The 22,498-nt window shown below is 70.6% G+C and carries 18 protein-coding genes; 9 read left to right on the forward strand and 9 right to left on the reverse strand.

The annotated features are described in order from the left end of the window. The first annotated feature begins 7 nt into the window (after positions 1-7). Positions 8-1,357 (forward strand): hypothetical protein, encoded by a 1,350-nt coding sequence (locus tag ACIO1C_RS10440; RefSeq protein WP_401860726.1) that lies wholly within the window; start codon positions 8-10, stop codon positions 1,355-1,357. A gap of 13 nt (positions 1,358-1,370) precedes the next feature. On the opposite strand, the gene ACIO1C_RS10445 is transcribed toward ACIO1C_RS10440, so the two are convergent. Then, a complete protein-coding gene (locus ACIO1C_RS10445; RefSeq protein ID WP_401860728.1) occupies positions 1,371-2,777 on the reverse strand; it encodes a multidrug effflux MFS transporter in 1,407 nt (468 codons plus the stop codon). Positions 2,778-2,881: 104 nt separating this feature from the next. Between ACIO1C_RS10445 and ACIO1C_RS10450 the strand changes: the two genes are divergently transcribed. Continuing rightward, a complete protein-coding gene (locus ACIO1C_RS10450) occupies positions 2,882-3,955 on the forward strand; it encodes a Gfo/Idh/MocA family protein (protein WP_401860730.1) in 1,074 nt (357 codons plus the stop codon). A 98-nt stretch (positions 3,956-4,053) separates the two neighbouring features. Here the strand turns inward: ACIO1C_RS10450 and ACIO1C_RS10455 are convergent, their stop codons facing one another. After that, positions 4,054-5,715, reverse strand: a complete 1,662-nt coding sequence (locus ACIO1C_RS10455; RefSeq protein ID WP_401860733.1) for an alkaline phosphatase D family protein — start codon at positions 5,713-5,715, stop codon at positions 4,054-4,056. Between the two features lie 75 nt (positions 5,716-5,790). Here ACIO1C_RS10455 and ACIO1C_RS10460 point away from each other — a divergent pair, with 75 nt between their 5' ends. After that, positions 5,791-6,609 carry an SDR family oxidoreductase gene (locus ACIO1C_RS10460; RefSeq protein ID WP_401860735.1) on the forward strand — a complete coding sequence of 273 codons (819 nt, stop codon included), beginning with the start codon at positions 5,791-5,793 and terminating at the stop codon, positions 6,607-6,609. Between the two features lie 629 nt (positions 6,610-7,238). Next, on the forward strand, positions 7,239-8,213 hold the full coding sequence (locus ACIO1C_RS10465) for a PhzF family phenazine biosynthesis protein (protein ID WP_401860738.1): 975 nt from the start codon (positions 7,239-7,241) through the stop codon (positions 8,211-8,213). Between the two features lie 31 nt (positions 8,214-8,244). Here the strand turns inward: ACIO1C_RS10465 and ACIO1C_RS10470 are convergent, their stop codons facing one another. The 3 genes from ACIO1C_RS10470 to ACIO1C_RS10480 all read right to left on the reverse strand — a co-directional run bounded on the left by ACIO1C_RS10470 (position 8,245) and on the right by ACIO1C_RS10480 (position 11,999). Then, entirely contained in the window at positions 8,245-9,252 is a 1,008-nt protein-coding gene (locus ACIO1C_RS10470; RefSeq protein ID WP_401860739.1) for an aldo/keto reductase, read from the reverse strand. A gap of 106 nt (positions 9,253-9,358) precedes the next feature. Next, on the reverse strand, positions 9,359-9,805 hold the full coding sequence (locus tag ACIO1C_RS10475; protein WP_401860742.1) for an SRPBCC family protein: 447 nt from the start codon (positions 9,803-9,805) through the stop codon (positions 9,359-9,361). A 304-nt stretch (positions 9,806-10,109) separates the two neighbouring features. Further along, entirely contained in the window at positions 10,110-11,999 is a 1,890-nt protein-coding gene (locus ACIO1C_RS10480; RefSeq protein WP_401860744.1) for an FHA domain-containing protein, read from the reverse strand. Positions 12,000-12,570: 571 nt separating this feature from the next. Between ACIO1C_RS10480 and ACIO1C_RS10485 the strand changes: the two genes are divergently transcribed. Both ACIO1C_RS10485 and ACIO1C_RS10490 read left to right on the forward strand, forming a co-directional pair. Then, a complete protein-coding gene (locus ACIO1C_RS10485) occupies positions 12,571-13,269 on the forward strand; it encodes a FadR/GntR family transcriptional regulator (protein WP_401860746.1) in 699 nt (232 codons plus the stop codon). Next, the gene (locus ACIO1C_RS10490; RefSeq protein WP_401860749.1) at positions 13,266-14,111 is read left to right on the forward strand and encodes an ABC transporter ATP-binding protein; all 846 of its coding nucleotides are present in this window, start codon (positions 13,266-13,268) and stop codon (positions 14,109-14,111) included. The genes ACIO1C_RS10485 and ACIO1C_RS10490 overlap by 4 nt, the downstream gene beginning before the upstream one ends. On the opposite strand, the gene ACIO1C_RS10495 is transcribed toward ACIO1C_RS10490, so the two are convergent. Then, complete coding sequence (locus ACIO1C_RS10495; protein ID WP_401860752.1) at positions 14,062-14,499, reverse strand: MarR family winged helix-turn-helix transcriptional regulator; 438 nt, start codon at positions 14,497-14,499, stop codon at positions 14,062-14,064. The two genes, ACIO1C_RS10490 and ACIO1C_RS10495, sit on opposite strands and share 50 nt — an antisense overlap. Before the next feature lie 71 nt (positions 14,500-14,570). Here ACIO1C_RS10495 and ACIO1C_RS10500 point away from each other — a divergent pair, with 71 nt between their 5' ends. Then, on the forward strand, positions 14,571-14,945 hold the full coding sequence (locus ACIO1C_RS10500; RefSeq protein ID WP_401860754.1) for a cupin domain-containing protein: 375 nt from the start codon (positions 14,571-14,573) through the stop codon (positions 14,943-14,945). A 23-nt stretch (positions 14,946-14,968) separates the two neighbouring features. Here ACIO1C_RS10500 and ACIO1C_RS10505 read toward each other — a convergent pair whose 3' ends face one another. The 3 genes from ACIO1C_RS10505 to brxD all read right to left on the reverse strand — a co-directional run bounded on the left by ACIO1C_RS10505 (position 14,969) and on the right by brxD (position 19,422). Further along, positions 14,969-15,613, reverse strand: a complete 645-nt coding sequence (locus tag ACIO1C_RS10505) for a TOPRIM nucleotidyl transferase/hydrolase domain-containing protein (protein ID WP_401860757.1) — start codon at positions 15,611-15,613, stop codon at positions 14,969-14,971. 252 nt (positions 15,614-15,865) lie between these two features. Continuing rightward, positions 15,866-18,073: a DEAD/DEAH box helicase gene (locus ACIO1C_RS10510; RefSeq protein ID WP_401860760.1), complete on the reverse strand. Its 2,208-nt coding sequence runs from the start codon at positions 18,071-18,073 to the stop codon at positions 15,866-15,868. Further along, a complete protein-coding gene (gene brxD, locus ACIO1C_RS10515) occupies positions 18,073-19,422 on the reverse strand; it encodes a BREX system ATP-binding protein BrxD (RefSeq protein WP_401860762.1) in 1,350 nt (449 codons plus the stop codon). Before brxD ends, ACIO1C_RS10510 begins: the two co-directional genes overlap by 1 nt. Before the next feature lie 176 nt (positions 19,423-19,598). Between brxD and ACIO1C_RS10520 the strand changes: the two genes are divergently transcribed. Both ACIO1C_RS10520 and ACIO1C_RS10525 read left to right on the forward strand, forming a co-directional pair. Further along, positions 19,599-21,416, forward strand: coding sequence for a DUF262 domain-containing protein (locus ACIO1C_RS10520; protein WP_401860765.1), 1,818 nt, complete (start codon positions 19,599-19,601; stop codon positions 21,414-21,416). Next, a complete protein-coding gene (locus tag ACIO1C_RS10525; RefSeq protein WP_401860767.1) occupies positions 21,413-22,459 on the forward strand; it encodes a CBS domain-containing protein in 1,047 nt (348 codons plus the stop codon). Before ACIO1C_RS10520 ends, ACIO1C_RS10525 begins: the two co-directional genes overlap by 4 nt. Positions 22,460-22,498 lie beyond the last annotated feature (39 nt).

Genomic DNA, 22,498 nt, shown 5'->3' on the forward strand with positions numbered 1-22,498 from the left:
GGGGACCATGAGACAGCGGGCCTTACGCCTCTCCTTGCTGGCCGGCGCCATCGTGGTGGCGTTCTTCGTCCTCCTCGCCGCCTACGGCGACGGCGCCGAGGAGGACGGCGTCGAAGCGAAGGGCGCCCGGGGGGCCGGGAAGCCGGCCGCCGGGAGCGTCGCACCACCGGCCCGGCTCACCGTCCCGCCCGCCTACGACACCGCGCGCGGCTGGGAGATCACCGGCGCCTCGCCCGCGTACGCGCTCGCCGGGGCCGGTACCGCGACCCGCCTCGCCCACCTGGAGAGCGCCACAAACAACCGCTTCCGGCTGCGGACGCTCGACCCGTCGTCCGGCGAACGCGCCTGGGAAGGCACGCCCACCCGCGCGCTGTTCGCCCCCGGCCTGCCCCCGCGCCTGCTGGACGTCACCGCCGCCGACGGCCGCGCGTACTTCGTCACCTGGTCGTACGGAAAGCTCGACGCGACCGCCCCCGCCCCCGCCTCCTCCGACACGATCGTCTCCCTCGACGTGTACGACGCGGTCACCGGCGACCGCCGCCGCGTCGAGGTGCCCTGGCCCGCCGCGCCCGTCGTGACCGCCGCCGGCTCCCGCGTGCTGATCAGCGACGGGAAGGCCACCGGCGCCGTGGTCGACCCGGCGACCGGCGGGGTGTCCCGGGTGGAGCCCGGCGCGCTCGGCCGGCCGAAGGGCTGCCGGGACTGCGGCCGGCTGACCGAACTGCGCGCGGTCACCGAACAGGGCGTGCTGGTGGGCGGCGCGGCCGAATTCTGGGTGCGCGGCGGCTGGTTCAGCCGTACCGTCGCCCCCACGGGCACCGCACCCGCCTCCGGAGTGCTGTCCTCCGTGGCACCGGGCCGGATCCTCGCCCGGTGGCAGGGCAAGAAGGGCGCCAAGGACACCGCCACGCACGAGACCTGGGCGGTGCACGACATGACCACCGGCAAGACGCTGGCCCGCACACACTGCCGCAGGCCCGCGCTCGCGCCCGTCGACGCGCCGCAGCCCGCCCTCTCCCCCACCGGCCGCTACCTGATCGCCGGCCGCCTCGCCTTCGACCTGGCGACGGGGAAGGGCCACTGCTTCGAGGAGGCGGACGGCACCGGTCCGCTGACCCTGACGGCCGTGACGGACGAGGGCACGGCGTACGGCGCGGCCCTGGCCCGCTCGGTGACGGACGCGCTGGCGGGCGGCGGCAGCCCCGTCGCGGTGGACCTGACGGCCGGGAAGCCCGAGGCGGTGGCGCTGGCCCCCAACGTACGGCTGCCGGCCGGAAGCACGGCGGGCATGGGTCTCTTCCCCTGGACGGACGCCCGGGACCGGCCGCACCTGACGGCGTACGCGCCGCGCCCCTGAAACACGCCGGCCTCTAGGCGGTCGGCCGCCGCCGCTGCCAGGGCCGTACGAGCCCCAGGAAGCAGCCGATCGCACCGGCCGCGCTGACCACCTGGACCAGGGCCATCGGCGCCGCCGTCCCCTCGCCGCCGATCCCGACGAGCGGCGAGGCCACGGCCCCGATCAGGAACGACGACGTACCGATGAGCGCCGAAGCCGACCCGGCGGCGTGCGGGGTGCGCATCAGCGCCTGCGCGTTGGTGTTGGGCATCGCCAGGCCCATCGCCGACATCAGGACGAACAGGCCCGCCGCGACCGGGAAGAGCCCCACCGTCCCGAACACCCCGGTGGTCATCAGCAGCAGCGCGACCCCGGCGAGCAGGATGACCGCGAGCCCGAAGCCGAGCACCCGGTCCAGGCTCACCCGGCCGACGAGCAGCTTGCCGTTGATCTGGCCGACCGCGATCAGCCCCACGGAGTTGACGCCGAAGAGCAGGCTGAACATCTGCGGCGAGGCGCCGTAGATCTCCTGGACGACAAAGGGCGAGGCCGCGATGTACGCGAACAGCGCGGCGAAGGCGAGACCGCCCGCCAGCATGTAGCCGGTGAACACCCGGTCGGCGAGCAGCCCGCGCATCGTACGCAGCGCCTCACCGACACCCCCGCTGTGCCGCCTCTCCTCGGGCAGGGTCTCGTGCAGCCACTTCCACACCACGAACGTGAGCAGCGCGCCGATCACGGTGAGCACGACGAAGATGCCCCGCCACTCGGTGAGCCGCAGCACCTGACCGCCGATCACCGGCGCGATGATCGGCGCGACACCGGAGATCAGCATCAGCGTGGAGAAGAACCGCGCCATCTCCACCCCGTCGTACAGATCACGCACCACGGCACGGGCGATCACTATGCCCGCCGAGCCCGCCAGTCCTTGGAGGAGGCGGACACCGATGAGGAGTTCGACGTTGGGGGCGACGGCGCAGAGGGCGGTGGCGAGGACGTAGACGACCATGCCGAGGAGCAGCGGTCTGCGTCTCCCCCACCGGTCGCTCATGGGCCCGACGACGATCTGGCCGAGCGCCATGCCCATGAGGCAGGCGGTGAGGGTGATCTGGACGGTGGCGGCGGGCGCGGCGAGCGAGCCGGTGACGTCCGGGAGCGCCGGGAGGTACATGTCCATGGAGAGCGGGGGAAGGGCCGTCAGCCCGCCCAGGACGAGGGTGACGAGGAGCCCGGCCCGGCGGGCGGTGGGGTTTTCCGTGAGCCGCCGGTCTTCCCGGGCAGGTGCCCGGCGCTGGGCCGGCACCTTCTCCGCCGTCCCCGGCGGGCGTGAAGCCGCCTCCTCCGGCGGCCTCTTGGCCACGTCCGGCAGGAGTTGCCCCGGCCCTGTGTGACCTTCTCGTCCCTCGGTGGTCCGCCCGCCGTCAGGCATCCGCATCTCCATGTCGTTGAATCCTTACCTATGCTCTCAGCTCAGGCGGAGTGGTCAGGACCTATTTATCCGGGATCCGTGCGGACCCGACCGACAACAAATGAGGCAGGCGACACATGACAGCGGAAGCGGAACAGCCGACACGGGCGATACCCGCGGTTCAGGCGGCACCGGTGGCGGCCGGCCGTGCGGTGCGTTGGGGTGTCCTGGCGACGGGCGGGATCGCCGAGCGGTTCGTCACCGAGGTCGGTGAACTGCCGGACGCCGAGATCGTCGCCGTCGGCTCGCGCCGTGACGCCTCGGCGAAGGAGTTCGCCGGAAGGCTCGGGATCCCGCGTGCGTACGGCAGCTGGGCCGGGCTGGTCGCCGACGAGGACGTCGATGTCGTGTACGTGGCCACCCCGCACTCCGGGCACCGGGCCGCCGCCGGGCTGGCCCTCGACGCCGGGAAGCCGGTGCTCTGCGAGAAGGCGTTCACGCTCGACGCCCGGGAGGCGGGCGAGCTGGTGGCGCTGGCCGGGGAGCGGGGGCTCTTCCTGATGGAGGCCATGTGGATGTACTGCAACCCCGTGATCCGGCACCTGGTGGAACTCGTACGGGACGGGGCGATCGGCGAGATCCGTACCGTCCAGGCGGACTTCGGCCTGGAGGGCCCGTTCCCGCCCGAACACCGGCTGCGCGACCCGGCGCTCGGCGGCGGCGCGCTGCTCGACCTCGGGGTCTACCCCGTGTCGTTCGCCCACCTGCTGCTGGGCGAACCGGACCGGGTCCAGGCCGACGCGCTGCTCTCCCCCGAGGGCGCCGACCTCAACACGGGGATCCTGCTGGGCTGGGACTCGGGCGCGACGGCGCTCCTCACCTGCTCGGTGACGGCCGAGACACCCCGTACCGCCACTGTCACCGGCACCAAGGGCCGGATCGAGATCCCGGCGGGCTTCTTCGCCCCGGACCGCCTCGTCCTGCGCCGTTCGGGCGCGGAGCCGGAGGAGATCACGGCGGAGGGGCTCACGGGCGCGGGCGGCCTGTGGGGGATGCAGCACGAGGCGGTCGAGGTGATGCGGTGCCTGCGGGCGGGCGAGACGGAGTCCCCGCTCGTACCGCTGGCGGGCACGGTGGCGGTGATGCGGACGCTGGACGCGGTGCGTTCGCTGATCGGGGTGCGCTTTCCGGCTGACGCGGGGCGGGCGTAGCCCGCGGGGGTGCGTGGTGTTCTCATGCCGGACGGGCGTCTGCGGCCCGGTGGTGGACGCGGCTTACCGATGTCCTCAATCGCCGGACGGGCTTGGGGTCAGGCCGGGCTCAGGCCCGGGCTGCCCGCCTCCGTCACGAAGGACGCCGCCGTCCTGACCGGACTCCCCGGCTCCGTGACGACGTCGACCGTACGGAAGTCCGCCCTGGCGCGCGTGAGGCCCAGCTCGACGGTCACATAGCCGCGCCGCCCGCTGTAGAACTTCATGTGCGGATTGGCCGCCATGAAGGTGTCCCAGTCGGCGGGCCGGTCCCGCCCGTTCCTCCCGCTGGTGACGGACGTCGCCACGATCTCCGTGCCCAGCGTGCGGGAGTCCGGGTCGTCCCAGTCCTTCTTGATGTCGTACGCGTGCCCCGTGTGCACGTCCCCCGACAGCACCATGAGGTTCGCGAGACCGGCCGCCTCGGCCCCGTCCATGAGCCGCTGCCTGGACGCCGGGTAGCCGTCCCAGGAGTCCATCGACAGTTTGTAGTCGGCGGTCGGGGCGGTACGGCGCCGGGCGAAGGTGATCTGCTGCGGTACGACGTTCCAGGTCGCCGTCGAACTCTTCCAGCCGTCCAGCAGCCAGCGCTCCTGGGTCTCGCCGGTCAGGGTGCGCGAGGGGTCCTCCGACTTCGGGCCCGGCACCTGCCAGCCGTCGCCGTACGCCTGGTCGGAGCGGTACTGCCGGGTGTCCAGGACGTCGAACTGCGCGAGCCCGCCGTACTGGAGCCGCCGGTAGAGCCGCATGTCCGGGCCGGTGGGCGCCAGGAGGGGGGCCAGCGGCTGGTTCTCCCAGTACGCGCGGTAGGCGGCGGCCCTGCGCAGCAGGAACTCCTCCGGGGACACGGAGTTCTCCGGGATGTCACCGGCGTAGTTGTTCTCGGTCTCGTGGTCGTCCCACGTGACGACGAACGGGTGCGCGGCGTGCGCGGCCAGCAGGTCGGGGTCCGACTTGAAGAGCGCGTACCGCAGCCGGTAGTCGTCCAGCGTGACCGTTTCCCGGTTGAAGACGGCGGGCAGGGTGCGGTCGGTGTAGTTGCGGGCGCCGCCGACGGACGACACGGCGTACTCGTACAGGTAGTCGCCCAGGTGGAAGACGACGTCCAGGTCCTCCTCGGCGAGATGCCTGAACGCGGTGAAGTACCCGTCGTGGTACGCCTGGCAGGAGACGGCGGCGAACCGGAGGCGGCTCACCAGCGCGCCGGGCGCGGGGGCGGTACGGGTCCGTCCCGCCGGACTGATCCACGTACCGGTACGGAAGCGGAACCAGTACACGCGGTCCGGGTCGAGGCCCCGCACGTCGACGTGCACGCTGTGGTGGAACTCGGGATGCGCGGTCGCCTCGCCCCGCGCCACGATCCTGGCGAAGCCGGCGTCCCCGGCGACCTCCCAGCCGACGGCGACGCGCTCGCGGGGCAGGCCGCTGTCGGGCACGTACGGGTCGGGCGCGAGCCTCGTCCAGAGCAGGACGCCGTCGGGGCGGGGGTCGCCGGAGGCCACCCCGAGGGTGAACGGGTCCGCCGCGACCTTCCTGGCGTCCAGCTCGGCGGCGCCCGCGACACCGGCGAGGGGGAGGTTGACGGCGAACGCGAGCGCGGCGGCGCCGGCGCTCGCGCCGGTGAGGAGGCGGCGACGAGGGAGGCTTCCGGTCTGCGCCGGGGCCGTGAGGCGTTTCGCGGCGGCCCTGAGTTCAGGTGCGTGGCGGTGTGCGGCGGTCATGTGCCCCTCCCCTGACGGCTCCCCCGGCGACGGTCCGTGCCTCGCCTATCTGTACCTCAACTACGCTGCGGGCCCATGAACGCCATGCGGGAGATCAACTCCAAGCACAAGATCGCACTAGTGACGGGCGCGGGTTCGGGCATCGGACGGACGGTCTCGGTCGCGCTGGGCCGTGCGGGCTGGTCGCTGGTGCTGGCGGGCCGTACGCCCTCGCGGCTGGCGGAGACGGCGGAGGCCGTCGCCGGCGCGGTCGCCGGCGCGGGGGGCGGCGCGGGGGGCGGCGCGGGGGGCGGCGACGTGCTGGCCGTCCCCACGGACGTCACCGTCCCGGAGGAGGTGGACGCGCTCTTCGCGGCGGCGCGGGAACGGTACGGGCGGCTGGACCTGCTCTTCAACAACGCGGGTACGTTCGGGCCCGGCGGCCTGCCCGTGGACGAGCTGCCGTTCTCGGCGTGGCGGAAGGTCGTGGACACGAACCTGACCGGCAGCTTCCTGTGCGCGCAGGCGGCGTTCCGCCAGATGAAGGCGCAGGATCCGCGGGGCGGCCGGATCATCAACAACGGCTCGGTCTCGGCCCACGCGCCCCGCCCGGACTCGATCGCGTACACCGCCACGAAGCACGGCGTGACGGGCCTGACGAAGTCGCTGTCGCTGGACGGCCGCGCGTACGGGATCGCGTGCGGTCAGATCGACATCGGCAACGCGGCGACGGACATGACGGAACGCATGCGGCGGGGCGTCCCGCAGGCGAACGGGGAGGTGGCGGTGGAGCCGGTGATGGACGTGGCGGATGTGGCGGACCTGGTGGTGTACATGGCGGGGCTGCCTCTGTCGGCGAACGTCCAGTTCGCAACGGTGATGGCAACGGCGATGCCGTTGATTGGGCGGGGTTGAGGTTGCGCCCCGGTGCGTTTGGCGCGGCTTACTGATGTCCTCAATCGCCGGACGGGCTTGGTTTGTCGTGGTGACGGGGGGCGGGGCCTCCGGAGGCACGTATGTCCGGACTGCATGTTTTACGTCGCGTTCAACCGGTCCAATTGATTGACGATCGCCATGCGACACAAAACACGCTCTACGTCCGGACACACGCACCTCCTCCGACCCCACCCCCCTCACGCCGGGGGTGAAGTGAACGACCCCGCCCGCCCCGGAGCGGGCCAGGTAGTAACGCGGGCCTGGAAGGGGGACGGGCAGGGGTCGTGTCCGGAACGTAAAGCGTGTTTTGTGTCGCGTGGCGATCGTTGCTAAGACGACCGGCTGAACGCGACGTAAAACATGCAGTGCAGGACACGACCCCTGCCCGGCCCCCGGCAACAACCCGCACCCGAAAACCCGGCCCGCAGCGGGCACAACCAAGCCCGTCCGGCGATTGAGGACAACACGAACCGCAACCCGGTCACCGAGAACGCGCGGCCCACCGGCCCCAGACCGCCCGTCCGGCGATTGAGGACAACACGAACCGCAACCCGGTCACAACCCAGACCACCCGGAATGCCCAAACGTCGCCCCCGCGTTAACGCGACATGCCCGACCACAACGCCACCACGCTCCGATACACCGCCTTCTCCACCGACCCCGCCGGAGGCAACCCCGCCGGTGTCGTCCTCGACGCCACCCACCTCACCGACAGCGACATGCTCGCCATCGCGCAAGACCTCGGCTACAGCGAAACCGCGTTCCTGACCGCCCCGCCCGACGGCCTCGGCGAGCCCGGACGCACCTACACCGTCCGCTACTTCAGCCCCCGCGCCGAAGTCCCCTTCTGCGGCCACGCCACCGTCGCCACCGCCGTGGCCCTCGCCGACGGCATCGGACCCGACCGCATCGGACCCGGCGGCAACGGACCCAACCACGCCGGCCCCGACGGCAACGAACCCGGCGACCTCGTGTTCGCGACCCGCGCCGGCACCGTGCCGGTCACAGTCACCCGCACCCCGGACGGGACCTTGCACGCCACCCTGACCAGCGTCGAGCCCCACGTCACGGACGTGTCGGACGCCGACGTCAAGGAAGCCCTCGCCGCACTCGACTGGCCGGCGGCCGACCTCGACCCCGCCCTGCCGCCCCGTATCGCGTTCGCCGGCGCCCGCCACCTCGTGCTCGCCGCCGCGACCCGCGCCCGCCTCGCGGACCTGGCGTACGACTTCGACCGCCTCGAAACGCTGATGCGGCGGCTGGACCTGACGACCCTCCAGCTGGTCTGGCGCGAGTCGGCGGACGTGTTCCACGTGAGGGACCCGTTCCCGGTCGGCGGCGTTGTCGAGGACCCGGCGACGGGCGCCGCGGCCGCCGCGTTCGGCGCGTACGCCCGGGAGTTGGGCGTCGTACCGGACGCGGCGACGCTCACCCTGCACCAGGGCGCCGACATGGGCCGCCCCGGCGTGCTGACGGTGGAACTGCGGGCGGGCGACGCGCGCGTACGGGTGGGCGGCGCGGGCGCCCATATCCCCGACGAGACCGGGGCCGGGGCCGGAAACACGAGCACAGGCGCGCGGTAGCCGCCCACGGCGCCCACGGCGACTACTCCGCCTACTCCGCCGACACCGCCAAGAGCCGCGTGATCTCCGCCAACTGCCCCTCCCCCAGCGGCCCATACGCAAGCGCCCCCGCGTTCTCCTCCGCCTGGGCGACCGACCGGAAGCCCGGTATCGGTACGGTGCGGGGGCTGCGCGCCCAGAGCCAGGCCAGCGCGCCCTGCGCGAGCGTGCGGCCCTCGCTGGTGAGGATCTCCCGTACGGCCTCCACCCGCGCGGCCCACTCCGGCACCGGGACCCCGCCCGCACTGAACCACTGGAGCCACGCCGGCGGCACGGCGCGGATGTCACCGGCCGCGCCCCGGCCGCCAGTGCGGTACTTCTCGGTGAGCAGCCCCATCGCGAGGGGGCTGCGGTTGACGCTCGCGAGGTCGCGCTCCTCGCAGAGGGCGAGCATCGCGGGCGCGTCCAGGAGGACATTGCACGCGTGCTGCACGGCCGCGCAGTGCGGCCCGTCCGCGAAGAGCGCGGCGCGCTCAGGGTCGTCGGTGCTCCACGCGTACGCGCGGATCAGCCCTTCCCGTACGAACTCCTCGCAGGCGTCTCGCAGTTCGGCCGCCTCCTCCAACGGCGCGTCCGACAGGTGCAGTTGGAACAGGTCGACGTGATCGGTGCCGAGCCGCCGCAGCGACGCGGTCAGCGACCGGCGCGCGAAGGCGGGCGAAGTGTCCTTGCCGGTCACGGACTTGGCGGACTCGTCGAAGACGTTGCCCCACTTGGTCGCGATCACGACCTCGTCGCGCCGGCTCCCCAGCGCCCGGCCGAGGACACGCTCGCTGTGCCCGGCGCCGTACACGTCCGCGGTGTCGAAGAAGGTGATGCCGAGGTCGAGCGCCCGGTGGATCGCGGCGACGGACTCGTTGTCGTCCACCTTGCCCCAGCCGAGGGGGTTGCCCTGGGCGTCCTGCCACTCGCCGCCGATGGCCCAGCAGCCGAAACCGAGCGCGCTGACGGTGATCCCGCCGCGTCCGAGCGGCCTGGTCTGTATCGCTGTCGCTTCCATGCGGGAAGCGTACGAGTTGGAGCACACACGAAGCCGAGGGCCCGCGGCGCGAGGCGTCCGGGGGCGCGGCACGCCTCGTGCCGGACGCCACGCGCCGCCGCCACGGTCAGGCCCCCTCGACCGCCACCTTGATCCGCTGCGCGAAGGCCGGCGCGTCCTTGCGGGCCGCGCTCAGCGCGACGCCGACGAGGAGCTTGCCGATGCCGTGGCCCTCCAGGACGTTGTAGATCCGCACCCGCGTCCTGCCGCCGTCGATGGACTCCAGGTCGTAGCCGCCCTCGGTGGCCGTGACGGAGTTCTTGGACGTCTCGGTCCAGCGGATCCGGGTGGGTGCTTCCAGCTCACTGATGCGGAATTCCCGCTTCGTCGTCATCCCGGCGTCCTTGACCGTGCTGAGGAAGACGGTGTCGACCCCGGTGACGCCCTCCGGGGACTTCACGATCTGCTGCACCCGGGGGCTGAACTTGGGGTCGTTCGTTCCGTCGGCAAGGAACGCGAAGACCTCCTCGATGGGGCGGTCGATCTCCGTGGTCGCCTCGAACTGTCCAGCCATGATCACTCCTAAATCGCTCAAGCAACGTGGGGCGGAAAAGACCCCGGCCCGGCGTGAACGGCAGCCCGCGGGAGCGGGCCGATGCCGTACCCCCCATTCTCGCGGGTCCGCGCCCTCCCCCACCACCTGAGACGGCTGACACGCCGCCCCGGGCCCCCTCGTACGGGCCGTCGGAGCCCGTCAGGGGGAAGCGGGAGCGCAGGATGCCCGCTCAGGGGGAAGCGGGAGCGCGGAATGCCCGCGCCGCGCGCCGGGCCCGGCGGGGGGAACCGGGCCACGTGCGTCCGTCCCTTACTTCCGTCCTCTACGGCAGGGTCTTCTTGGCCGCGACCGGGGAGTCCTCCCGGTAGAAGATGTCGATGTCGACCTCTTCGCCTCCGACGATCATCGTGTCCCAGGCCCCGCTCTCCAGCAGGGTCCGCAGCGTCGCGCTCTTCATCGTGCTCAGATGGTCCTTCAGCACCGTGTCGTCGGGCATGCCGGGAATGCGCGGCGCCAAGCGGTCGCGGATCGCGCGCAGTTGGTCCATCAGCGCGTCGATGTCGGCTTCCCTGTCCAGGTCGTCCGCCGCTTCCGCCGCCGCGATGCTCTGCGCGATCTTGTCCTTGATCGCGGAGGTGATCCCGTCCTCGTCGGTGGTCACCATCGCCTTCCAGGCACGGCTCTTGTGCCGGTACTGGAGCATCGACATCGCCGCTTCGTGGCGGACGAAGTCGGCGTCACGGAAGGGCCTCCCCTTCCAGCTGCCCTTGAGTGAGCGCGCGAGCGAAATGGCCGACGCCAGACCGCTGTTGAGCCCGCGCCCCGGCCAGAAGTGGATCGCGTTGGCCGCGTCGCCGAGGAGGAATCCGTACGTTCCCGGAGTGGTCGACGTCGCCGAGTACAGGTGGGCGGTGAAGCGCGGGCGCTGCACCATGTCCAGCCGGAACGCGGTGACGGCGCTGAGGTTCCCCTCGGAGATGCCGAAGAACGCCAGCCCCTCCGTCACCCGCTTCCACAGCGCCGAGCCCCTGACCAGGGCGGGCAGGAACAGCGTGCCGTGGGTGGAGCAGTGGAAGTCGCCGTCCTCGTCGCGGCCCATCACACAGGGGCGCGAGGCGATGCAGTCCTCGAAGACGTGCCGGACGGGGTCGATGCCGACCACTTCCTTGGCCTCCGCGTCGGTGAGCCGCATGTTCAGGAAGCCCTCGCCGCGCAGGGCGTTCAGGAGGAAGCGGTTCTGGGCGACGGTCAGCAGGACGGTCATGGGGTCCGTCAGGTCGGACTTCACCCGCAGGCCCAGCACGACATCCTGTACGTGGTGGCCGTCCAGCGAATAGATCGATTTGTCGGCGTTGCCGAACTTGGACGTGAAGTGCTCACGCGTACGGGACCTGCCGCCCTCGCAGATCGCGAGCACATGGTCCTTGACCAGGGTGTCGTGCTGCTCGGTCGGATCGAATTTGGCCGGGACGAGGGTGATGCGCTCGGATTTCTCGTTCGCGATTTCGAGCAGTTTGTCCTCGACGTGCGCGATCCGGATGTTCCGGGGATTGAATCCGCGAATCGAGTCCGGGCCCGCGGGCCACATCTCGGAATACGCCTCGGGGGTGAAAAGGCGGGCCTGGATCTCTTCGGGGAGATTCAGGTACTGGCGGCTCTGGACCGTGACGACCTGCTGCCGCCGTACGTTCCCCTGGCCCTGGTTCTTCCATACGATCCGCGCGTCCTCCTGGACCCAGCGGCCGTCGTACACGGTGATGGCCACCTGGGGGCCGAGGAAGTGCTCCAGCAGCAGGGCGAGGCTCAGTCCGACCGGGCCGCCTCCCGCGATCGTGACCTTGAGGACGGGGCCCGGTTCGACGGCCGGCGTGGAGGCGATGAGCGACTCGATCAAGGAGAGATCCATGATCGTCTCCATGGCGTCGGCCACCTCGAAACAGAACGTCTCGTCGCCGATCTTGATCAGGTCGCCGGGCCGCAGCACCTGGGAGGTCACGCGCTTCCCGTTGACCAGCGTGCCGTTGCTGCTCCCCCGGTCGTGCAGGACGTAGCCGTCGGCCTCGCGGATCACTTCGGCGTGGAAGCGCGAGGCGCTGCCACCCGTGATGACCACGCTGTTGTCGCCCTTGCGCCCGAAGGTGACCGGCTGTTCGCCGATCGGAAAGCGTCGTCCGGCAAGAGCACCCTCGCGCCCAACTATTTCAGGTGGCACAGGTCACTCCTTTCCATGGTTCGTAGAGAGGGGTTGTGAAGAGGGATCGTGAAGAGAGATCGTGGAACCGCTGAGGTCGATGGGATGAACCGCTGAGATCGATGCGTGCCGGTCGTCGCCGAGGCGCCGGGCGGGGCGTCGCGTACCGGGCCGGCCAGGTCCCCCCGCATGATCCGTTTCCGCTTCGGAGCCGAGTCGCCCCTGTTCAGCGCAGGCGCCAGGGCCTTCGGCCAGTCGGCAGCATAGCCCGCTGCCCAGCCGGTCCTGAGGGCATGTCAGCGCTCGCGCGCGGCGGGCCGCCGGGGCCGGTTCGGCCCGGCCCGCGCGGAGTCGTACCGCCTGCCGGACACACGTGATCCGCGCCCTTTTCGTTCACCCGTCACTTCCCCCGCCTCCGCCTCACCGCTCACGGCTCAACCCCGCTTCGGGGAAGGCTCGCCGAGGGGCGATCGAACGCGGTCCATTATTCCCCCAGGAGGGCGTGGATCGCTCCGGTCGTACGGAGGGTACGAGGGGACCGGAATGATGGACCGGAATGGTATAACTCCTCAGACAAGCGGAGGAGCTGTCGATGCCGTCACCCATCCGCCGCCACCCCCTGGCGGCCCAGGTCGCCGATGTCCTGCTGGAGCGTCTCCAGGCGGGCGAGTGGCCGCTCGGGCACAGGCTGCCCGGCGAGACGACCCTCGCGGCCCAGCTCGGCGTCGGGCGCTCGACCCTGCGCGAGGCGATCCGCGAGCTGTCCGGAAAGGGGGTGCTCGACTCCCGCCAGGGCGCCGGGGTGTTCGTCACCGCGCTCGACGCGCCCGGGGACCGCGAGACCGTCCTGCGGCACGCGTCGATCGTGTCGGTGATCGAGGCCAGGATCGCGATCGAGGCCGAGGCCGCCGGGCTCGCCGCGGTGCGGCGCACCCCGGCCGACCTGCGCGCGATACGGCGGGCGCTGCGGGAACGCCGTACGGACGGACGGACCATCGACAGCATCGACAACATCGGCACCATCGACGCCCATGTCGATGCCGACATGGCCTTCCACCGCACGGTGGTGCGGGCGGCCCACAACGACGTACTCACGGAACTGTTCGACGGGTTCGTCCCGCGCGTACGCCCCGCGATGATCGACATGCTCAGGCTGCGACCCCTCGTCTCCGGCGAGGCCGATCACGCGGTGCACGAGGCGCTGGTACGAGCCGTCGTGGACCGCGACCCAGGGGCGGCCATGGAGTCGAGCCGCTCGCATCTGACGGCTCTGAAGGAGGCGTTCCTGTGACGGCGGCGAGGCCCGGGCATCTCCCGGTGGTGGAGCTGGACGACGTGACGTTCCGTCGCGAGGGCAAGGAGATCCTGCACGGCGTCAGCTTCGCCGTGCGGGAGGGGGAGCACTGGGCGCTCCTCGGCCCGAACGGCGCCGGAAAGAGCACCGTGCTCGGCTTCTGCGGCGCGGTCACGCACCCGACGTCGGGAACGGTCCACGTCCTGGGCGGGCGGCTGGGCCGGGTCGAGCTGCAGGCGCTCCGCCGTGCGATCGGCCATGTGAACCCGCGCCACCCGCTGCGGTCGCCGCTGACCGTCCGCGAGGTGGTCCTGACGGGTCTCACGGGCTCGATCGCGAGCCCGCCGAGGTGGCAGCCGGGCCCCGGCGACCTCGCCGCGGCCGACTCCCTCATCGACACCCTGGGCCTGGCGGGAAAGACGGACGCGAAGTGGCCGACCCTGTCGCAGGGGGAACGCGGCCGGGTCCTGATCGCCCGCGCCCTCGTGTGCGACCCGCGCCTGCTCCTCCTGGACGAACCGTCGACGGGCCTGGACGTGGCGGCCCGCGAACAGCTGCTCGAAACGATCGACCTGCTCGACACCACCCATCCCGCCCTCGCGTCGATCCTGGTCACGCACCACCTCGAAGAACTGCCGACCTCGACCACCCACGCGCTGCTCATCGACGACGGGCGGGTGGTCGCCTCCGGCGCGGTGGAGAAGGTCGTGACGACGGAGAACGTCTCGGCGGCCTTCCACCACCCGATCAACGTCCGGCACGAGGACGGCAGATGGTCCGCGAGGGCGGTCAGGTGGGGCGGATCGGTCCCGGTGGGGCGATCCGGACCAGGTCGGTGACCAGCTCGCTGAAGCGCGCCTCGCCCAGCACCTCCCGCCAGGGCGCGACGGCGTCCCGGGCGGCCTGATCGGCGGCGCGGGTGGCGGCCCAGCCGGTCTCGGTCAGCTCCAGGAGGCGGGCGCGGGCGTCGTGGGGGTGGGGGCGCCGCACCACGTACCCCTTGCGGACCAGTTCCTCGACGGACTGGGCGGCGGCCTGCTTGGTCACCCCGAGGTGCTCGGCGAGGTCGGCAGTGGTGGCGCCGCCCCAGGAGATGCGGACGAAGGCGAAGCCGTGCGCCGGCCGCAGATCCTCGAATCCCTGCTGGGACACGCGCGCGTGGATGTCTCGCACGAGCTGTCCGGAGAGGGCCAGTACGAGGGCGGAGAAGGCCAGGGCGTCATCCATGGGCTTGACTATAACTCGTCAAGCAGCTTGTCTATATGGACAAGCTGCTTGCCCATGAGGAGGCTACCCGCATGTCCTTCATCCGTAGCGACGAGGCCGTCGTGCACGAGATCCACGGCACCCGGTTCGTTTCGTACGTCCGTCCCGGCACGGGCAGTCGCGACCTCGCGGCCTGGCGCGGCGAGGTCCCGGCGGGAACGGTGGCGCCGGCCCACGTGATCAGCGAGGAGGAGACGTTCTACGTCCTGTCCGGCCGCCTCCGCCTCACCATCGACGGCGAAACGGCCGAACTCGATCCCGGCGACGCGGCGGTGGCCCCGGCCGGCTCCGAGGTGGCGGTCGCCAACACCACGGACCGCCCGGCCCACATGTGGGTCACCACCCGCGCCGGCCTCACGGCCAGGCTGGCGGACGGCAGCACGATCGCACCACCGTGGGCCCATTGAGGGCGGCGGCGAGCATGAACTGCTCAGCCGGGCCAAAGGCCGCCCGGCGGTCGGAGGACGGCGAGCAGGTCATCGAGCGGGCCGGGTACATGGTCGGCCTCCAGGGCCTCGACAAGGACCCGACCGTAGTGAATCTTGCGCCCCTTCTTCGTACCGAGGAAGCGCCGCAACTGCTGCTGTGAGGTACGGCTCTGCTGCGCGGGCTGGCGCAGGAAGGTCTGGAGGGCACGCAGATCGCCCTCGGCCTCGACCAGTTCCGCCACCCGGTCCGTACCCAGGGCACGGATCAATTCATCCTCCAGATCGGCCACGCAGACAAAAAACCCTTCCCGCGCCGCACCGGCCCGCTCCAGCCCACGGGCATAGAAAGAGAACTCCGCCTCGTCACACAGCCCCACGAGCCGCAGCCCGAGACCGGGCGGCCCAAGAAGCTGAACAAACCGCCCCACACTCATCGCCCCACCCATGGCCAGCACACAGACGCCTTCGGCGGCCAGATCCCTCCCGCGCCGCGCGGCCAGCGCACTCACCGCGGCGGCGTCGCTGGGCCCTTCCAGCAAAACGACAACCCGAACACCCACCCGCCCGGCCAACTCCCGCGCAAGCTCCCCAGAACCACCCGCCGCCCACACGAGAACCGCGTCCCGGAACACCCCCATGTCAGCCACGACACGAGTCTCCGCCCTTGCGGCCTACCGCGGTAGGCAATTTCGACCGACACGCCCTGGGACAAGGAGGCATCACAGCACTGCAACGTGGTTGGCGACCAGGTATTGAAAGTGCCCCGCTCGAATTTTCCGCCGGACCGGCCGCATCCGTGGACAACTGGATTCAGACGGCCTGTTCGATGCAGACGGAACAGTTGGGGTGGGCGCAAACACCTGGTGTCCGTCTGAAGCGACCTCGGCGGTTTTTACGATTCAGCCGTCGTAGTGAAAGCGCGCCGACTCACCGAGCACCGAGCGGGCACTCTCGAAGTCGGCCAATCGGGCCGCCACCGTGGCCACGGCGAGGCGTTCCGGAAGTGCGGCGGAGAACTTCAGCCCGCGTACGGCCCGGCGGTCCACGTCGGGCAGGACGAGGTTCTCGCCGACGTTCTCGCGGGCCACACGCCAGGCGGCCGGGGTGAGGTCCTCGCGCAAGCGCAGCCAGCTGTCGGTGGGCCGTTGCAAGGGGTCGGTGACCGATTGGAGGGTGGCGGCCAGGGTGGCGTTGGCGCGGTAACCGGCCCAGGTCCACCAACGGACGTCGGAGCCGACGCGCGTGATCAAGGTGCCACCCGGGTGGACGGTGTCAGGCGCGTCGGTTTCACGCTGTTCGAGCAGGCACGCCTCCGCACGCCGGGTGAGGGAGACCGGCGGGGTCGCGCCCAGCAGCACCTCACGCATGGCACGCGTCAGGGCATACGACAGTCCGGCCACGCCGCCGTTCATCCACTTGGCGATTCCGCCGCCGTCGGCCGGCTCGACGAAGACGCGTTTGCGCAGCCAGTCGATGTACGTGACCTGCCAACTGCGTCCACCGAGCAGCAACCGCCTGGGACCGGGGCGTTCCTCCGTGAGCACGCTCGGGTCGGCGCGGCCGATCTCCGTGCGTCCCGACAGGACGGTGAACTGCGGAGGTGCGGTGAAGGAGGCGGTGAGCTCGATGAAGTGCCGTTTGCCAAAGCGGCGTTCCGCCTCCGGGCCGACGAACAGCATTCCACCGTCGCTCTCGAGAAAGCCCTCCTCGGTAAGAAAGCGCAGGATGGGGGTGGCCGACTTGTCGAAGGGGGCGAGGCCGTTCCACTGCTGGTCCCACAACTGGTCCCCGAGCTTGCGCTGTTGCAGGGTGACGGCAAGCAGTTGCTGGGCTACCAGGTGGCGCGGCTCGGGCGGAGGGACGACAGGTTCCACCCAGCCCCGCGACCACATCAGCAGCACGCCCGCCGCCTGGAGCAGGGTCTCCTCGCGCGTGGTCAGGAACAGGCAGTTCCGTACCGTGCCGGACCGCCGCCCAGTGCGTCCAATGCGTTGCAGGAATGAGGCGACCGTGGTGGGCGAGTCGATCTGAACAACGCGGTCGAGATCACCGACGTCAATGCCGAGTTCGAGGGTGGACGTGGAGACGATGACGCAGTCGCGCGCCTCGGCAAACGCCTGCTCGGAGCGCGACCGTTCATCGACGGAGAGCGAGGCATGGGACAGGAAGACAGTCACCTCGCGCGCGCGGAGAGCGGCCCCCAACTCCTCGACCTGGCGGCGGGAGTCGCAGAAGACGAGCCGCTTCTCCCCCCTGTGCAGCGCCGCGATGAGTTTGGCCGCGTTGTCGAGGGAACCGACGTAGTCGAGTTCCACTTCACCCGGAGGCCTGCTGAACGGCTCAGGACGCGTTTGGTCACCGTGTCCGCTGACGTAGGTGGCCGGCAGGCTTACCCCGGGGCCGACCACCTGACCCGTGCGGCGGCCAACGCCCGCGCCTTGCAGCCAGTGCAGCAGCTCGGTCGGATTGCCGACGGTCGCCGAAAGCCCCACGCGCTGGATGGGCCGTCCGGCGACCCGCTCCAACCGTTCGAGCACGGCGAGCAGGTGCCATCCCCGGTCGTCCCCTGCGAACGCGTGCACCTCGTCGACGACGACGGCCCTCACGTTTCCCAACAGGCGGGCGTGGTCGGTCTTGACGCCGATCAGCATCGCTTCGAGCGACTCGGGGGTGGTCAGCAGGATGTCGGGCGCCTCGGCCCGTATGCGCTGCCGACTCGATTCCTTGGTATCGCCGTGCCAGAGTGCGGCCCGGCGCCCCAGCCACTGGGCGTACGTGTCGACGCGGCCGACCAGATTGTTGAGGAGTGCCTTGAGCGGGCAGAGGTACAGCACAGATGTGCCGGTCCACTTCTGCTCGGTCATCGCCGACAGCAGGGGGAAGCAGGCCGCCTCGGTCTTGCCCCCAGCCGTCGGAGCCAGCAGTACGGTGTCCTGCCCCCCCATGAGCGGAGTGATCGCCGCCCGTTGCAGGGGGCGCAGGTCGGGCCATCCGAGGGTGTTGACGATGTGATGCAGGACGACGGGGTCGAGTCGGTCCAGGACATCGGCCTCCTCGTCACCCGGTGCTTTCCAGGCGGGGAAACTGGCGTCCGACGCGTCCGCCATCACAGCTCCAGGTCGATGTCATCGGCCGACGCGGTGTCTCCGGAGACCGTGGCGGCCAGGTTCCGCTCGACATCGGTGAGTTCGCTGCCGGCGACGGTGAGCCGGTAGTGCTGCCGGGGGTCGAAGTCGTCGAACTGGTCAACGCGATCGAGTACGTCCCCGACGAGTTTCTTCAGGAACAGCCGGGGAGCGACGCCGACCTTCCCGCCCAACGCCCCGCCGACGGCCTCCGCGAGGTCGGCGACGTAGGCGTCGTCGACGACCTTCCGTACACGTTCGGGCGCTTCCGCGGCATCGGCGTACAGATCACGGATGGTGAGGCCGAGTCCGATCAAGGACTCCTGGTTGAAGCCGGGAAGCCTGATCTGCACGGCACGAGGGTTGTCGAAGCGCGGGTCGGTCGTGAAGTCGGTGGCCAGCCGCTGAGCGAGGGGGGCGAGACGTTGCACGCCCTGCTGGCCTTCGTAGAAGGCCGGAGTGCCCGTGATGACCAGGTAAAGGCCGGGGAAGCGGCCCGAGTGCACCTCGTCGATGAGCTGCCGCAGCGCGTTGAGTGCCTTGTCACGAGCGTCCGACCGGACTCGCTGCAGCGTTTCCACCTCGTCGAGGACCACGAACAGCCCGGTGTGCCCGGAGTCGCGCAGCACGGTGAGGAGCCCCTGCAGGAACCCGAGCGCACCGAAGTGGTCGAGGTCGCCGCGTACCCCCGCGGCCCGGCGGGCGGACGCCGCGACGTGCGGCTGGCCGCCCAGCCACGCCAGGACGGCCGCAGCGGTCGCCTCGTCGGCGTCCGCGAGGGCGGCCCGGTAGCCGCGCAGAGCGGCGGCGAACGACGGGGCGTGCCGGGAGACCTCGGCGAGCCGCGCGACGAGCAGCCTCTCCACCTCGTCCGGTAGCGCCTCCTCGGTCGCGCCGGCCGCGAGAGCGTCCTCTTCCAAGGCGTAGAACCAGGCGTCGACCACGGGCCGCAGCGCGCTGGGCGGGAAGCTGGAGGTGGTCAGCCGCTCGGTGAGCCGCCGGTAGACGGTCTCGAGCCGGTGCAGAGGGGTCTCGTTCTCCGAGACCTGGATCTCGGCCACGGCGAAGTTGCGGCGCTTGGCCCGTTCCCCCAGCCAGCGGGTGAAGAACGTCTTGCCGGACCCGTACTCACCCCGCACGGCCTTGAACACAGAGCCGCCGGACGCCACGGCGTCCAGTTCCGCGTCCAGGGCCGTTTCGAACCGGTCGAGTCCGGTGGCCAGCAGGTCGAGTCCGCTGTCGGGTACGGCACCGCGCCGCAGAGCGTCGATGACGGTACGGCGGCGGGCGGCGCTCACCTGTACGGGGCGATGGGATCCGGTGGTGCTCACAGAGCCAGTCTTCCATTTCGGGGCACACGCCCCTACCGAGACCGGGAGACAGCCGTCGGCCCGCGCTTCCCGTCGCAGCCTGGGGAGGCGCCCACTTCGTTGAATCGGTTGACGTCACCCGGAGACGCTGCTGGAATCACTCTCCGTACATACGCGAGGGTGGGAGTAGGACGAACGTGGCGGCACTGGACAATGTGAAGCTGAAGGACGTACTCGCGGATGTGGCGTCGGGCTCCTTGCAGTTGCCCGATTTCCAGCGGAACTGGAAGTGGGACGACGACCGGATCCGCGCGATCATCGCGACAGTGACGCTGGACTACCCGCTCGGTGTGGTGATGACACTGCAGACCGGCGGCGCCACCCGGTTCCGCTCCCGGACGCTCACCGGAGCGCGCCCGGACGGGGATCCCGCTGCGGACCTCCTCCTGCTGGACGGACAGCAGCGCCTCACGTCCCTCTTCCAGGCCCTGTGGCTGGACGCCCCCGTGGAGACCGCGGACGCCCGCGGCAAGCCCATCGAGCGGTGGTACTACGTTGACATCGCGAAGGCCGTCGGCCCGTCCGCGGACCGGGATGAGGCCATCTTGTCCGTCCCGGCGGACAAGGTGCTCCGCACCGACTTCAACCGCACGGTGGTGCTGGATCTGAGCACCACGGAGGACGAGTGCGCGGCTGGTCTCTTCCCTCTGCATCTCGTCTTCGATGCCCAGCGTGTGAACCAGTGGATGATGTCGTACATCAAGGCGGACGAGGACCGGAACTGGAATCTGTGGGGCCAGTTCGACGAGTTGGTCCTCCAACAGGTCCGTGCCTTCCAGGTACCGATGATCCGGTTGGCCGCCACCACCTCGATGGACGCCGTCTGTGCCGTGTTCGAGCGGGTCAACACCGGCGGTGTGCCCCTGAACGTCTTCGAACTGCTCACCGCGACCTACGCCGGGGACCGCGAGTACGTGGACCAGACCGGGGACTACTACCAACTCCCCCAGGTGTGGCGGGAAATCAAGCACGGACTGGCGGCCAAGTACCCGGTCTTCGGCCGTCTGGACGGCGGCATCGAGAACGGGCTGAGCAGCATCGACTTCCTCCAGGCCATCGCCCTGGTACGCACCTGGGAGCGGAAGCAGGCGGGCACCGGAGCGACGGTGTCGTGCAAGCGGCGGGACTTGCTGGACCTCCCGCTGGAGGACTTCGTACGCCTGGCGCCGAACCTCGCCGAAGCCTTCGCCTGGGTGGGCGACTTCCTCGAACGGCAGTGCATCGTCCGCCCGAGCGATCTGCCGTACAAAACACAGCTCGTCCCGCTTGCGGCTGTCCGCGCCATCCTCGACACGGCGCTGGACGGTCTGGGAGCGGAGGAGAAGACCGAGCAGTGGTACTGGTGCGGGGTCCTCGGCGAAATGTACGGCGGCTCCACCGAGACCCGGTTCACCCGTGACGTCGAACAACTCGTCCCATGGATCGCGCAGGACGACCGGGCGCCCGACACCGTCACGGACGCCTTCTTCTTCGCCGACCGCCTCGACAGCCTCACCACCCGCAACAGCGCCGCCTACAAGGGCATCTACGCCCTCTTGATCAAGCAGGGGGCGGTGGACTGGCACTACACGGACAGCCCGCTCAAACCAGGCAGGCTGGACGAGTACAGCGTAAACGTCCGGCAGATCTTCCCCAAGACCTGGTTCCGGCGGGGCAACAGTGAGGGCCTGCCCACGAACTCCATCGTGAACAAGACCCCGCTGTCCTACCGCGCGGCGATGGACATGACTGGGGCGCCCGCGTCCTATCTGTCCACCATGGTCGCGGCCTCCGACATGCGCCCCGAGTGGTTCGACGACGTACTCACCACCCACCTCATCGATCCGGAAGCGCTGCGCGACAACGACTACGAACGGTTCTACAGCGACCGTTCCAAGCAGTTGCAGGATCTCGTGCACTCCGCGATGGGCAAGAGGACCATGCTCCGTGACCTCGCGGAGGGCGACGCCCGATGACGGCCACACCGGGCGGGCAGGACCTCGCCGCGCTCAAGGGCAGGACCGTCCCCGTGCAGGACATCCTCGACCTGTTCCAGGTCAGAGTGCGCGACCACCGGACGGTGCACCGTATCTCACAAGCGCTTACAGACGCCGGACTGACGACGCTGCCGGACTTCGCCGTCTGCGGCCCGCGCAGCAACGTCGACGTGGTGCCGGTGGCGTCCATCCCGGCGCAGGCCGCCCCTACCAACGCGGAGGAGGACGAGACGGACGAGGCCCTGCCCTCTGCCGCCCTTCCGCAGCGTCTGCTGCTCGGGGACATCCCGTCGGCGCGGCGCGGCCTGGTATCCGTCGGTCCTGGCACGCCCCTGCCGCAGACCACGTTCCTGATGCGCACGAAGGGCGTCGCGCAGGTCCCGGTGACCACTGGCCTGGCACAGATCCACGGGGTGGTCACCTGGGGATCCGTCGCCAAGATGTACGAGGCGGGCAAGCAGCCGACGCTGGACAACGCCATGGAGAAGGATTCCCTACCGGTCGCCGACGCCCGCCAGGAGTTCTTCTCGGCACTGTCGATCGTGCGCGAACACGGGTATCTCCTGGTCCGCGGCGACGACGGCTGCCTCTCGGGCATCGTGACCGCCGCGGACGTCACGGACCGATTCGAGGGCGCGGCACGGCCCTTCTTCATCGTCGGGGAGATTGAGTCCCTGCTACGGCGCTGCCTGGGCGCGGCACTGGACGAGGAGACGGTCAAGGCGGTCCAGACGAACAAGAAGCCCGAGCACCGTACCGGCCAGGTCTCCGACCTCATGTTCGGTGACTACCTGAAGCTTCTTGACGGCGACCAGACGAAGACGTCGCTGGCCGAGGCAGCCGACGCCAACTGGAAAGCCCTGAAGTGGCCCAACATGCCCAGGGAACAGTTCATCGGCCGCCTGAAGCGAGTGAAGGACATCCGCAACCGGATCGCCCACTTCGACGAGAAGCCGCTTCCGCAGGAGCTGCTCGACGAGCTGACGACGTTCGCGAAGCTGCTGCGGGCGTTCGTGGCCTGAGGCGGCGGGGCGGGCACCACGCCACCAGTTGCAGCTCGG

This window comes from Streptomyces sp. NPDC087420, assembly GCF_044744165.1.
Classification (GTDB): Bacteria; Actinomycetota; Actinomycetes; order Streptomycetales; family Streptomycetaceae; genus Streptomyces.